This window comes from Mycobacterium sp. NGS49 (assembly GCF_059812565.1).
In genome coordinates this window covers 84,692-98,660 of sequence record NZ_JCALCX010000024.1, presented here as the reverse complement: position 1 = coordinate 98,660, position 13,969 = coordinate 84,692, and the positions used below count along the sequence as shown (strand labels likewise).

The 13,969-nt window shown below is 63.7% G+C and carries 10 protein-coding genes; 5 read left to right on the top strand and 5 right to left on the bottom strand.

The window, feature by feature from the left end; genetic code table 11:
- From AC5Y7D_RS22805 to AC5Y7D_RS22795, 3 genes are all read right to left on the bottom strand, one after another.
- A partial coding sequence (locus AC5Y7D_RS22805; protein ID WP_499927944.1) for an AMP-binding protein occupies positions 1-1,895 on the bottom strand: 1,895 nt, incomplete at its 3' end.
- Between the two features lie 127 nt (positions 1,896-2,022).
- A complete protein-coding gene (locus tag AC5Y7D_RS22800) occupies positions 2,023-2,598 on the bottom strand; it encodes a chorismate--pyruvate lyase family protein (protein ID WP_499927953.1) in 576 nt (191 codons plus the stop codon).
- Between the two features lie 563 nt (positions 2,599-3,161).
- Positions 3,162-4,403: an aromatic ring-hydroxylating oxygenase subunit alpha gene (locus AC5Y7D_RS22795; RefSeq protein WP_499927942.1), complete on the bottom strand. Its 1,242-nt coding sequence runs from the start codon at positions 4,401-4,403 to the stop codon at positions 3,162-3,164.
- 202 nt (positions 4,404-4,605) lie between these two features.
- Here AC5Y7D_RS22795 and AC5Y7D_RS22790 point away from each other — a divergent pair, with 202 nt between their 5' ends.
- The gene (locus AC5Y7D_RS22790; protein ID WP_499927940.1) at positions 4,606-5,370 is read left to right on the top strand and encodes a PE family protein; all 765 of its coding nucleotides are present in this window, start codon (positions 4,606-4,608) and stop codon (positions 5,368-5,370) included.
- A gap of 81 nt (positions 5,371-5,451) precedes the next feature.
- Positions 5,452-6,150 (top strand): TetR/AcrR family transcriptional regulator, encoded by a 699-nt coding sequence (locus tag AC5Y7D_RS22785; RefSeq protein WP_499927938.1) that lies wholly within the window; start codon positions 5,452-5,454, stop codon positions 6,148-6,150.
- Between the two features lie 20 nt (positions 6,151-6,170).
- Here the strand turns inward: AC5Y7D_RS22785 and AC5Y7D_RS22780 are convergent, their stop codons facing one another.
- Complete coding sequence (locus AC5Y7D_RS22780; protein WP_499927936.1) at positions 6,171-7,589, bottom strand: NADP-dependent succinic semialdehyde dehydrogenase; 1,419 nt, start codon at positions 7,587-7,589, stop codon at positions 6,171-6,173.
- A gap of 77 nt (positions 7,590-7,666) precedes the next feature.
- Here AC5Y7D_RS22780 and AC5Y7D_RS22775 point away from each other — a divergent pair, with 77 nt between their 5' ends.
- The 3 genes from AC5Y7D_RS22775 to AC5Y7D_RS22765 all read left to right on the top strand — a co-directional run bounded on the left by AC5Y7D_RS22775 (position 7,667) and on the right by AC5Y7D_RS22765 (position 12,305).
- Positions 7,667-9,313, top strand: a complete 1,647-nt coding sequence (locus tag AC5Y7D_RS22775; RefSeq protein ID WP_499927935.1) for an acetolactate synthase large subunit — start codon at positions 7,667-7,669, stop codon at positions 9,311-9,313.
- A 172-nt stretch (positions 9,314-9,485) separates the two neighbouring features.
- Positions 9,486-10,835 (top strand): HNH endonuclease signature motif containing protein, encoded by a 1,350-nt coding sequence (locus AC5Y7D_RS22770; protein ID WP_499927934.1) that lies wholly within the window; start codon positions 9,486-9,488, stop codon positions 10,833-10,835.
- A 228-nt stretch (positions 10,836-11,063) separates the two neighbouring features.
- The gene (locus AC5Y7D_RS22765) at positions 11,064-12,305 is read left to right on the top strand and encodes a PE-PPE domain-containing protein (RefSeq protein ID WP_499927933.1); all 1,242 of its coding nucleotides are present in this window, start codon (positions 11,064-11,066) and stop codon (positions 12,303-12,305) included.
- On the opposite strand, the gene AC5Y7D_RS22760 is transcribed toward AC5Y7D_RS22765, so the two are convergent.
- Positions 12,302-13,744 (bottom strand): lipase maturation factor family protein, encoded by a 1,443-nt coding sequence (locus AC5Y7D_RS22760; RefSeq protein ID WP_499927932.1) that lies wholly within the window; start codon positions 13,742-13,744, stop codon positions 12,302-12,304. The two genes, AC5Y7D_RS22765 and AC5Y7D_RS22760, sit on opposite strands and share 4 nt — an antisense overlap.
- Positions 13,745-13,969: the final 225 nt, after the last annotated feature.

Here is a 13,969-nt window from a genome sequence, read left to right as displayed (position 1 = left end):
ACTCGCGTCGGAGCGGGAAGCGGCTCCCGTGGGGTGGCCCGGCCAGAGAGCTCAGCGTCCAAGTAAGTGGCCAACTCGGAAACAGACCCGTAGTCCCAGCCCACCGTGTCCGCCAGCTGCAGGCCGGTCACCGCTGCCAGCCGATTGCGAAGTTCTACCGTCATTTGCGAGCTGAAACCGAGTTCAGAGAAGGCTAGTTCCGTATCGATCGAACGAGCGTTGGGTTCGCCCAGCATCATGGCGACCTGCAAACCGACAGTGTCCGCCAACAACTGATAGCGCTGCTGCTGCAACGCTTTCAGCCGTCCGTGCAAACCTGATCCCGCGCCGCTGCCGTCAAGCTTTTCCGGCTCCGTCTCCGGGTTTGGCGACGGAGCTATAGACGGCTTTATGGATGTTGCCTGCCAGATCGGTGGTGCGGGACTTTCGGCGCGAAGATCTCTGCGCTTCAATTTCCCGGTTGCAGTACGCGGGAGTCGGTCTGCAACGGCGAATCGGTGGGGGACCTTGAACCAGGACAATTTGCTGCGCAGCACCCGGTGTATCTCGAGAATGGCTGAATCATCGAGCGATGCACCAGCGACGGGGACTAGAAACGCCTGCAGCGTCGACGCGCCCGACGGTTCCTTGACTCCGACAACCGCGGCCTCGGCCACCCGTTCGTTCTCAAGAATGACCCGTTCGACCTCGGTGGGATTGATGTTGATGCCGCCGACAATTTCCAGATCGTCGGCGCGGCAACGATAGTTGACCCATCCGTCAGGATCCATCGACACCAGATCACCGGTGTCGAGCCAACCCCCATTCATGGCTAGCGGGTCGTCGGGTCGGTTCCAATAACTTACTGCGATCGAGGGGCCCTGGACCCAGAGGCTTCCCTCGACTCCGCGTTCGGCTTCCGCTCCGTCAGGCCCCACTACGCGGATTTGATAAGGGGGAAGAACTTTGCCGACGGTGCCCAAGCGCCATTCATCGACGGTGTTCGACACAAATGTCTGCCCGACCTCAGTAGAGCCGATCCCGTCAAGAATCGGGATACCGCTGAAGAATTCCATCAGACGTTGAGCCAGACCGAGCTCGAGAGCCTCCCCGGCCGATACGATGCAGCGGAGCGACCGGAACGGATCGGGCCCGACGGTTTCGAGGATTCTCGCAAAAGCAGTCGGGACACCGTAAAGCACGGATGGCTTGAACCTCTCACAGAGTTCAGCCACTAACTCCGGGCTGAACGGTGATGAGTTGATGATTGCGGAGCTACCCGTCGCAAGCGGGAACCACACGGAATTGCCTAAACCGTAGGCAAAATGCATTCGGGCGGTACTCAGCCCGATGTCCTCACGATCAAGCCGCAACGCGGTCCGACACATTGCGTCGACGTAGGCCAAAATGTCGGCATGCCGGTGAATCGCGGCCTTGGGTGAACCCGTAGTGCCCGAGGTGTACGTAGCGTAGGCGAGAGTGTCGCCGCTCAGGTTCTCGTAGTCTGCCGGCTCGGCTCCAGCCGCATCTGCCAGCAGTTCTGCTGCTCCAACAACCGTCGACCGCTGGAATCGCGAGCGCAGGGCGTCGGAGGTGACGACGAGCGCCGGGTCGGTATCGCTCTCGATAAATGCGTGTTCATCGGAGCGGAGTTCGGGATTCGCGATGAACACCAAAATCCCGCGAGCCAAACTCGCGAGCAAAAGTTGAACGAAATCCAACGAATCCGGGAGACATAACAGAACGCGATCCCCTCGGGAAACTCCACGGTGACCGAGCACTGCCGCGAGCCGCTTTGCCTCGTCATGGATTTGCCGATGGGTCGTCGGGTTCGGAGCGTAGAACGCGGGCAAGTCGAACCGGCCGGCCTCGATTGACCGCTCGGCCAGGTTTCTTACTACGTTCTCGCTCTGCATCGGTCAGCTACTGACGTCACACCACAGCACATACACCGGCGTTTCCCGGAAGCGGCAATCTAAGAACTGCGGCCGCCACTCGGCCGGCACTGGGGAATTACTCACCGTTCCAATCACCCCGGTGCAATCAGTCCACCATATGCTGTCGCGCTTGTTCGTTGCGCGCACAATCACACATGCCGGGATCTTTCTGTTGGCCGTCGGTTGTCAGGTCGGTGGTCGCGATGGTGTCATCGAACACGCTTTGTGGGAAGTATTCGGTTATGACAATTGCCGGCTTGCTGCGAATGCTTACCCGATACTGCCGCCCAACGGCATCGCGGCCTGAGCTCACATTTCCGTCGTGTTCGAACCAATCGGGGAGCTTAGCCATCCACACGTTTGGAGTCTCCTTGAATATTTCGATACTGTTGGCCAAGATTGATTCGCCGATTGGGCTATCCATCTCGATCAAATTCTCGGCCAATTTTGGGGGCACTAGATCGATAGCAATGAAAGACTCCGCAACCACGAATATCGTGCCGCAAGAAGCGCCTTTCAACACAGCACGGCGACGAAGTATCCGACCTTCAAATAGCTCTTCCGGTTGGCCTGCATCCGGTGCGGCGGGGTGAATGTCCTGATCTACGACTTGCGTGATGATCGCGTCGTTCGCCAGTACCCCCAAGATGCGAGTGAGGGTGCCATTAGTTGCGAGAAGTATCCGTAAGTCGCGGCTGAACTTTCGGATTTCTTCGTCAGTAAGGAACCTTGAAGGCAGTTCTCGTTCCTTTCTGTGTTGAATCTGATGTGCTCAGCCTCGCGCGAGCAGCGAACGGGCCCTTTCGTGTGGTGGCGGTGACAGTCCGTACGGACATCTTTGACGCTGTGGCGAGTATTTTTTTGGGGTCTTCCAGTACGTGCGGGGCGGTCTCGGGGTGGGGGCATCAGGATGTAACTGACGCAGAACGAGTCTGCGTTTCAGCGAGGCTGTGGCGGTATCGTAGCAGGATTCTGGCGTTGCCAGTATGGGAATGTCGATGTACAACTCAGCTGGCCGATGCGGCCTATGACTGCGCACGCTGAGCTCGAAAAGTGAGGCGAGAGTACACAGGAATGTGACAGCTTGGCTGGACCCACCGAGACTCACTTGCGCTGCAATTGCCGATCCACCGCTGCCCTTGCGGAGACGGCCGACGACGCCGCGCGATAGCGACGCCAGTTTCTAGAACAGTATTCTTACTGGAGTTACCGCATCACACTCTGCGTGGTCGGCTATGGCCGCGTTTACGAGATCGGAAAGGGCGCTTCTTCACGTGGCACGCGTTGACCCGAAGCATGCACCCGTGGCCCGCTTAACTCGGCTAGACCGGCACTGAGGTTGGCGTGAAAGTGGCCAATAGCGCACTCGTTGCGGCCGAACTCCACAAATGTGTTCGCACCGGCGCGAAATCCTCGCTGAACGCCCGCGGAAACTTCATTGTCCTCCGCCACGACGCGGCCAATGTAGTTCAACAGGTCTTCGGGATCGAGCATCGCGTCGGCTTCGTGGAGTGTGCGGCGCGCGACATCAGCTCGGGTCATCGTGTAATAGGTGACTTCGCTTAGGGCGACATCCACCGGGTTGACCACTATCAGCTGGACCAACTGCGGAAAAGAGCCGATGATCGCATTAGCGAAGAGGTGGTAGGCATAAGTCGCTGGCAAGCGACCCGCCCATGTCGATTCCGGACGGTCACGGAGCAGCTCAAATTCTCGATAGGGGAACATCACGCGAGAATTCGGGCCGAAGGTATCGACCAGGGTGAGGTTGTCGTACAGGTGCGGAAGAGTCTCTTTATGAGTCCAGCGGATGTGATACCCCTCCAAGAACTGCTCGACAATGACCTTCCAATTGATCGGCAATGAAGCGGTCTCGACCGACATCAGCCGGTCGATCGGCAGCAACTGGTCCCGCCATGATGCTCCATGGGCCAGCCACGCCTTCGCTTTATCGGCGGCGTGCTGTGGCGAGTCCTCCCCATCAGGCTCTACTGCACCGACCACGATGAGCCCGTCGGCTTCGTAGCTCGGAACCTCCACCAGGCCGCGCGCCGATATGTCCAGATCAGAAAAAGCCTCAGCGTGCGGGACATTTGCTAATGAGCCGTCCAGGCGATACGTCCAGCCGTGGTAGCGGCACACCAGGGCGCGGGAACATCCCGAGTCTTGGACCAGTGCAAAACCACGATGCCGACACGCGTTGCGAAACACCCGCGCCTGCTTGTCGCGCCCACGCACCGCGAACAAGGGCACGCCGAAAGCCACTCGCTGAATGTGGTCGCCCGGGTTGGGAATGGCCCCAGAGGGGACGAACACGCTCGGCGTTGTGCGCAGCAGTTTGAGTTCTTGATTGAACCGGTCGGGGTTCAGGTAGTTGTCCACGGGCTCACGCCAACCGCTGCCCTCGTCGGTTGTGCCAGCGTCAATATGGGCGAGCACGCGCCGAACGATCTCCGCGTCATCAGCGACCAGTGTGGTCCGGCTCACAGGTGCAGCATAATCGACCAACTGTCGCTGGCATGGCAAAAGTTGGCCTTTTCGGCAGCCAGGACGGACAAGAACGGCGCAGCTGCTCAAGATCACACCCGCCCGGTGAATTCCAAACCTGACTCATCGCCGGAGAGCGTGGGTTCCCCGAAAGCCGAATCGTGCATGCGGATCGCGAGAACGTCGCAGCGAGCAGGCATCTGTGCCATATGTGGTGGCGGTGCCTGACCTCTTGGCGGCTGCCGCCGGAGATCTGGCTGCGGTGGGGTCTGCGGTCCGCGCGGCGAATGGGGCGGCGGCGCGAGGCGTTACGTCGTTGCGCGCCGCAGCTGCAGACGAGGTGTCGACCGCCATCGCAGCGCTGTTCGGCACGTATGGCCGGGACTACCAGGCTGCGAGCGCCCGAGCGATGCGATTTCAACAGCGGTTGGTGCGCGGCTTGATGGCGACGGCAGACGCGTCTGGCCGGCGCGACGACGCGGCCGACGACACGTTCCTGTTCAACCAGGGGCCGACCGGCGGGTTGGGCAAGGTCCGGTTCCACGACTGGCGGGCGCCGTTGGACAGCTACGGCCATTTGCCGAACGTGGCGCTGCTGCGGGAGCAGATCGACGTGCTGGCCGAGATGCTCGCCGGCGCCACTCCGGATGCGGCGCAACAGAAGGACGTCGACTTCGCCTTCGGTGTGGGCCAGATCTTCGCGCTGGTGCCCTACGCGCAGCTGATCCTGGAGGAAGCGCCGCTGTCCGGGGTCGACGAGGCGCTGCTCGACGAGATCTTCGGGCTGCTGGTGCGCGACTTCAACAGTTACGCCGTCGAACTGCACGACAAGGCCGCCACCACCGAACAGCAGGCCGCCTTCGCGCTGCGCATGATCCGGCGTCCGGCCAACGACCCGGCGCGCTACGACACGGTGTGGAAAGATTTCGTGCTGCCCCTCAACGGCGCGTACGAGATGCGCCTCTGAGACCGGGCCGGCAGCGCCGGGCTTGACTGTGAGCTGGCTCACAGTAGCATGACCAGTGGTCATTCGGAGTGAGGGAGGACAATGCCGACAGTTACCTGGGCCCGCGTCGATCCGGCTCGCCGAGCCGCGGTGATCGAGGCCGCGGAGGCCGAGTTCGGGGCGCACGGGTTCTCCAGCGGCAGCCTCAACGTCATCGCCCGGCGCGCGGGCGTCGCCAAGGGCAGCCTGTTCCAGTACTTCGCGGACAAGCGTGACCTGTATGCCTACATCGCCGACGTCGCCAGTCAAAGGGTGCGGAATTATGTCGAGGGCATCATCCGCGAACTGGACCCGACCCGGCCGTTCTTCGATTTTCTCACCGACCTGCTCGACGCCTGGGTGGCCTACTACGCCGAACATCCCCGGGAACGCGCCCTGCACGCCGCGGCGACATTGGAGGTCGACACCGACGCCCGGGTCAGCGTGCGCAACGTCATCCACCGGCACTACCTCGAGGTGCTGCGGCCACTGGTGGCCGAGGCGCAGCGCCGTGGTGACGTGCGTGCCGACGCCGATACCGACGCGCTTCTGTCGCTGCTGCTGATGATCTTCCCGCACCTGGCACTGGCGCCGTACATGCGCGGCCTGGACCCGATCCTGGGTCTGGACGAGCCCACGCCGGAGCAGCCGGCACTGGCCGTGCGCAGGCTCGTCGCAGTGCTCTCCGACGCCTTCTGCGCGCCGCAGCGAGCGGCCGGCCTGCCCACGACGACAACTGGACGGTCTTCGCAACCCGGATGAACGGACTCATCCAGATGGCGTTACTCCACCCGTTTGCCCCCGGCGGCTTCGGCGGTGTCGCTCTTGCCGATCCAGACCGTCTTGGCGTTGCAGAACTCGCGAATGCCCAGGCCCGCCAGCTCGCGGCCATAACCTGACCGTTTGACGCCGCCGAACGGCAACTCCGGGTACGACACCGTCATTCCGTTGATGAAGACGGCCCCCGCCACGATGTCGTCGATGAAGCGCTGCTGCTCGTCCTCGTCCTGGGTCCAGGCGTTGGATCCCAGTCCGAAGGTGGTGGCGTTGGCGATCTCGATCGCCTCGTCGATGTCAGCGGTCCGGTACACCGAGGCGACGGGGCCGAAGACCTCCTCGGTGTAGAGCGCCATGTCCTTGGTGATGTCGCTGATGACGGTCGGCGGGTAGAACCAACCCGGTCGGTCGGGAAGCTTACCGCCGCAACGGATCACCGCGCCCGCCGCGGCCGCGTCCTGCACCTGCTGGGCGATCTCGTCGCGACCCGACTCGGTGGCCAGCGGTCCGACGTCGGTGTCAGGGTCGGTGGGGTCGCCGACTTTAAGCGCTTGCATCCGCGCCACGAACTTGTCGAGGAATTCGTCATAGATGTCGGTGTGGACGATGAAACGTTTGGCGGCGATGCAGGACTGTCCGTTGTTCTGGACCCGGCCGGTGACCGCTGTCTTCACCGCGGCGTCCAGATCAGCAGAGGGCATCACGATGAACGGGTCGCTGCCACCAAGTTCCAAAACGGTCGGCTTGATCTCGTCCCCGGCGATGGCGCCCACCGATTGCCCCGCCGGTTCGCTCCCGGTGAGCGTGGCCGCGGCGACGCGGGGATCGCGCAGGATTCGCTCGACGGCGCCGGAGGATACGAGCAGCGTCTGGAAGCACCCGTCCGGGAACCCGCCACGGGCAATCACATCGGAAAGGTAAAGGGCGCACTGCGGCACGTTCGACGCATGCTTGAGCAGGCCGACGTTGCCGGCCATGAGTGCCGGTGCCGCGAAGCGCACGGCCTGCCACAGCGGGAAGTTCCACGGCATCACGGCCAGCACCACGCCCAGTGGCTGGTAGCGGGTGTACGCCCTGGCCGCGTTGACCGTCCCGGCGTCGGCCGGCTCATCGGCCAGCAGCGCTTCGGCGTTGTCGGCATAGTAGCGAAAACCCTTGGCGCACTTCAGTACTTCGGCTTTGGCGCTGGCAAGTGTCTTGCCCATCTCCAGGGTCATGATGGCCGCCGTCTCGTCCGCCTCCGCTTCCAGAAGGTCGGCGGTGGCGTTTGCCCACTCGGCGCGCTGGGCATAGGTGGTGTTGCGCCGGTAGTCCTGGAAGCGCGCGTAGGCGCGGGCGATCGCTGCCTCGACTTCGTCGTCGGTTGCAGGGGTGAAGGTTTTGACTGTTTCGCCGGTGGCCGGGTTGATGGTGGCGATGGGCACGCTGGCCCTCCTGTCAGGGTCGAATGAAACCGTCCGATCACTAGCCTGCCACTATCTAGGGAAGAGGGAGGTGGCGGATGTCCACAGCGGCTGAGCTGATCGTCAGGTGCCTGGAAAACGAGGGCGTAGCCGTGGTCTTCGGCATTCCCGGCGAGGAGAACATCCGGTTGATCAAGGCGTTAGCCGCCTCGGACATCCGCTACGTACTCACCCGGCATGAACAGGCGGCGGCCTTCATGGCGGAGATGTACGGGCGGGTCACCGGACGCGCGGCGGTGGTGTCGGCAACGTTGGGGCCCGGGGCGATCAACATGCAGCTCGGCGTCGCCGACGCCACCACCAACAGCACCCCGCTGGTGGCCATCTCGGCGCAGGTCGGCCAGGACCGCGAATACAAGGAGTCCCACCAGTACGTCGATCTGGTGTCGATGTTCGCTCCCATCACCCGTTGGTCGGCGGGCATACCCACCGCCCGTGCCATACCCGAAATGGTCCGCAAGGCATTCAAGGTGGCCGAGACCGAACGGCCGGCTGCGGTGTATCTCGCCGTGCCCGAGCACTTAGATGGAGACGCTGCCGACTATCCCGAGCTGACGCCGTTGCCGCGCAACGTGGTCCGCGCCGATGCGCCGGCGGCCCGGCAGGTGGCCCGAGCGGTCGACATCCTGCGCGCGGCGCAGCGGCCGGTGGTGCTCGCCGGGCACGGCGCCGCCCGCAGCGCCGCGACCGAGGCGCTGGTCCGCTTCTCCGACGAACTCGGCATCAAGGTGGCCAACAGCTTTCATGGCAAAGGTGTCATGCCGGATGATCACCCGAACAGCATCGGAACCCTGGGCTTCATGCGGCACGACTACGTCAACTTCGGATTCGACAACGCTGACGTGGTCATTGCGGTCGGCTACGAGTTGCAGGAATTCGATCCCGTCCGCATCAACCCGCAGGGCGACAAGAAGATCATTCACATCCACCGCTTCCCGGCCGAGGTCGACATGCACTATCCGGTGGAGGTCGGCATCATCGGCGACATCGCCGACTCGCTGAACCAGCTGGCCGATGCGCTGCACGGACACCGCTTCGACGATGTCGGAGTTCCCGGGTCGGGTCTGCTGGACGAGGAATTCGCACGGGGGAAACAGGATTCGCGGTTTCCGCTGGCGCCGCAGCGGCTGGTCGCCGATACCAGGGAGGCGCTGGGCCGCAACGACGTGGTGCTGGTCGACACCGGTGCCACCAAGATGTGGATGGCCCGGCTGTATCCGACCTACGAGCGCAACACGTGCCTGATCTCAAACGGGCTGTCCACGATGGGATTCGCGCTACCCGGGGCATTGGGGGTGAAGCTGGCGCGGCCGGATGCGAAGGTGCTCGCGGTGGTCGGCGACGGTGCTTTCCTGATGAACTCCCAGGAGATCGAGACCGCGGTGCGGGAGAAGATTCCGCTCGTGGTGCTGATCTGGGAGGACGGCGGATACGGTTTGATCGAGTGGAAGATGGACCTTGAACTCGGTGAGCACCATTACGTGTCGTTCGGCAACCCCGATGTGGTCAAGTACGCGGAAAGTTTCGGCGCCAAGGGATTTCGGATCTCCAACGCTGACGAACTGCTACCCACGCTAAGGGCCGCGCTGGACGACGACGGGGTGACCATCATCGCGTGCCCGGTTGATTACTCCGAGAACCTGCGGCTCACCGACCGGCTGGGGGAGCTGGACGAGACGCTGTAGCGACCCGCGGCCGGCGCGGGTTCCGGCGGTTAATCGATTGTGGTCAGGGTGAATCCGTCGCTGTGGTCGGCGAGATTGCAGGGCGCCGAGTGGCTGATGAAGTCGACTTCGCCCGTCACGTGACCGGGTCCCACCAACCCTAAGTGTCGGTGCCCCTTCGTAGAATTCGGGCATGGCATCCGGTACGCGTGAGGAGATCGTTGAGGTTTTTAACGCGTCCGACGATGCGCAGGAACGGCTGTGCGCGTTGAGTTTTGACGCACTCACCACCCCGGAGCTGATGCGGGCAATGGAGCGTCTGGAACGCCGCGAGCGCCAATCCCGTTCGGTGCGCCACGCGCTGATCAACCAACTCGCGGGCCGGGCCAGTGAAGAAGAACTCGGCGGCAAGCTGCCCGCGGCGCTAGCCGACCGGCTGCGCATCACCAAAGCCGAAGCCAACCGCTGGATCGGCGAAGCTGAGGACCTTGGTGAGCGCTGCACATTGACCGGTGAGCCGTTGGCCCCTCTGTTGACCGCCACTGCGGCCGCCCAACGCAAAGGTCTGGTGGGCGACGCGCACGTGAAAGTGATCCGCAACTTCATGGCGCATCTGCCCGCCACCGTGGACCCGGGCACCCGCGAGGCCGCCGAGAAAGACCTGGCCGGAAAGTCCTGCGACTTCCGCCCCGAGCAGGTCGCCAAATACGCCCACGAAGTCATGGCCCTGCTGCACCCCGACGGGGACTACACCGAGGAGGAACGCGCCCGCAAACGTGCCCTGATCCTCGGCAAGCAGGATTTCGAAGGAATGTCGCGCATCAGCGGCCTGATCACCCCCGAACTGCGCGCCCTGATCGAGGCGGCGTGGGCGAAGTTGGCCGCCCCCGGCGCCGGCGGCGCCGCCGAGCCCGATGCCGCGGCCGAGCCCGACCAAGCCGGCAAGCGCGACACCCGCAGCCAACCCCAACGCCAGCACGACGCGCTGGCCACCGGGCTCCAGAACCTGTTGGCCTCCGGCACGCTGGGCACCCACAACGGCCTACCCGTCTCCATCATCGTCACCACCACCCTGCAAGACCTCGAGCGCGCGGCCGGCCGAGCCCGCACCGGCGGCGGCACCCGGGTGCCGATGTCCCAGCTGATCCGCTGGGCCGCCGAGGCCCACCACTACTTGGCGATCTTCGACCACGCCAAGCCGCTGGCCCTGTTCCACACCAAACGGTTCGCCAACCTCGCACAGCGAATGATGCTGCTGGCCAAGGACGGGGGCTGCACCCGACCCGGCTGCGTCACCCCGGCCTACCACTGCCAGGCCCACCACACCACCGGCTGGACGAACACCCACGTCACCGACATCCGCGATCTCACCCTTGCCTGCGGATGCGATAACCGCCTCGCCGAAAAAGGCTGGACCACCCGCACAAACAGCCACGGCGACACCGAATGGCTCCCACCAGCCCACCAGGACTACGGCCAACCCCGCACCAACACCTTCCACCACCCGGAGAAACTGCTCGCCCCCGACGACGACGAACCCTAGGTTCACCAAAGCTGTTCAGATACGACGAGTTGCCTGCTGTAGCAGCCCGGCACCGGTGAATGGCAAACCCGGCTTTGCGTCACGCCGAGGAATAGCAATGCGACCACGGACGCCATTTGCGACACGTGGGGTCTCGCCCTCAATTTTCGGAATGTTCGGAGATCGGGCGCTGGCTGCGAGTAATCTCGCAACTGCCCGGTTCCTGGCCGCCCGCGGTAGGAGGCGACTGTGTCGTATGTCGTTGCGGCGCCAGACTTCCTGGCGACTGCCGTCGAAGACCTGGCCGCGATGGGTTCCTCGGTCAACGCGGCGAACGCCGCAGCTGCCCGCTCCACCGCATCGCTGCTTGCCGCCGCCGAAGACGAGGTGTCGACGGCTGTGGCAGAGATCTTCGGCGCATACGGGCGGGAATTTCAGGCCGCGAACGCGCAAGCGGCGCAGTTTCACGAGCGCTTCGTGTTCGCGCTGACGGCCGGCGCGAACGCGTATGTGACCGCCGAGCTCTCCAACGCCCGTCAAGTCCTGGCGGCCGGCGGCGCTCCCGGTCCGAACGCAGCGGCTGGCGCCAGGATCACGGTCCCCGGCGCAGGGCCACTCTATTTCCCGAACTTCATTACCCGGCTTCCCTGCTTGGGCCAATTGTTCTACGGCAGCAGCGTCCCGGGCCCGAGTTCGGTGTCGATCCTGCAGGGCTACGACTTGATCAACCACGCCATCGGGCAGAACTGGTTCCCGGGCAGCCTCGCTCAGGTCGTCAACTATCCCGCCAGTATGGGCATCCTGAGCGGCAGTCTGGCCGCACCCAGCGTCAATGACGCCGTCGCCATGGGTCAGCGAGCGCTCCATGACCAGATCATCAACGCGGTCGTCAACGGCAGCGGCGCACCCGTGCACATCGCCGCTCTTTCGGAGGGAACGATCGCCGTCAACCGGGAACTGGCGTACCTCGCCGCGAACCCGGCCACCGCACCGCCGCCCCACGCCCTGCAGTTCGCCCTGTTCGGAAGCCCGGAACTGGGCTTGGCGCAGGTCTACCTGCCCACCGGCACGACATTGCCGCTTGTCGAGTACACGGTGCAGGCTTTGCCGAACACCCAGTATGACGTCAGCGTCGTGTTTTCGCAGTACGACGGCTGGGCGAACCCGCCCGATCGACCGTGGAATCTCCCCGCCGTCGTGAACGCGCTGTTCGGAACGGCCTATTACCACAACACGACAGCAGTGGCTTCGATGTCGGACGCAGTTCAGTTGTCCAGCGTCACCGCGCCACTGGGCGGCACGATAACGACGTACATGATCCCGTCGCCGATCCTGCCCATGTTGCTGCCGTTGCAGCAGATCGGCGTCCCGCAGCCAATCGTCAACAGCCTCAATGGGTTCCTCCAGCCGATCGTGAACAGCGGCTATTCGTCGCTGGCACCTGACGCCGGCCCGTACTTCTCACACGGAACACTGGTTCTGGGTAGTTAGCGCGCCCGCAGATCAGGCAACGACATCGGCGGCACATAGCTCCCGATCAGCGTCCGGTGCCACCAGGCGCGGTCGCGGCGTAGTTCGGCCGGTGTGGTGAAGCGGTACGCGTAGAGTTGGGCGCGCACGTGACGTGGCGGAGCATCCGGGAATGGGTTGTGCCGCAGTAGCTTCAACGTAGCCGGATCGTTGCGCAGCAGCCGGTGCAAAAAGGGCGTCAGCCACGCGAGCGCGTAACCCGGCGAGATGGCCGCGAACCACATCAGCCAGTCCAGCCGCAGATGATAGGGCGCGAACTGGCGCGGCAGCCGGCGCAAGCCGGTGGGTTTCCCCTTGAATTCGTACTCGCGCCAACGCGTCTGGTCGTCCACCGATGTGTCGTCGGTGCCTTCGATCACCACCTCCTGCCGGATGCGGCTGATGCTGCCGAACGCGCCATAGGTGTTGCACAGATGAAAGGCGTTGAACGACATGTTCATGCGTTGCCTGGGCGACAGCATGTTGCGCGTCGGCCAGTAGCTCAGCACCACCATCACCACGGCAACCGTGATCACCGGCACCACGAACCACAGCGGGGCATTCGGCGCAGGCGTGGCCGGCGGACCGGGAATCTGCATCAACGCCGCCATCGCAGCCTGGTCGAGTGCGCTGAAGGCGAGAAAAATCGTCAGCCAATTGAGCCAGGCGAAATTGCCCGAAGCCACCAGCCACAGCTGGGTGACGATGATTATCCCGGCCGCGATACTGGCGACAGGCTGCGGGGCGAACAACCCGAACGGCACCACCAGCTGCGCAAAGTGGTTGCCCGCCACCTCGATCCGGTGCAGTGGCCTGGGCAGGTGGTGGAAGAACCAACTCAACGGACCCGGCATCGGCTGGGTTTCGTGGTGGTAGTAGAGGCAGGTGAGATCACGCCAGCAAGCGTCGCCGCGCATCTTGATCAATCCCGCGCCGAACTCGACGCGAAACAGCAGCCAGCGCACCAACCACAACGTGAGCAGCGGCGGCGCGACCCGGCCGTTGCCCAGAAAGATCATCAGGAATCCGGTCTCGAGCAGCAGAGACTCCCAACCGAACCTGTACCAGGTCTGGCCCACGTTGACGATCGACAGGTACAGCACCCACAGGATCAGCCACATCAAAATCGCCGCCCACAACGGGACCAGGTCCAGACCGGCGACCATCCCCGCCGACAAAGCCGCACCGAACCATGACACACCGGCGAACAACCGGTCGGAGTAGCGGAGGTGAAAGACGCTCGGAACCCGCCAGAACGACTTCCCGGCCAGGTATCCCGGCACCGGCAACATCCCGCGCTCACCGATGAGCGGCCGGAACTGCCGCGCCGCCGCGACAAACGCAAAACAATAGATCGCCGCTACGCCGCGCTCGAGCACCGATGCGCTTAGCCAGTATTCGGGTGCCGAAAACCAGTTCATGGTCACAACTCCTCGGATTATGCCGACTCCGTGCAATGTCGTATATCGCGCCCCGGTCCAAGCGGTAAGGTTCCTCAGCGCCGTGTCCCGTCCGCTTTCTCGGCGCTGGAAAGTGAGTTGAGAATTGCACAATGGTGAATTCCTAAACTGGGGCGAATCCCTCGACCGGGCTTTCGGCCGCCGCCGAATGTTGGCCCTGGGAGCAGGTGCATTAGCCTTCGGATC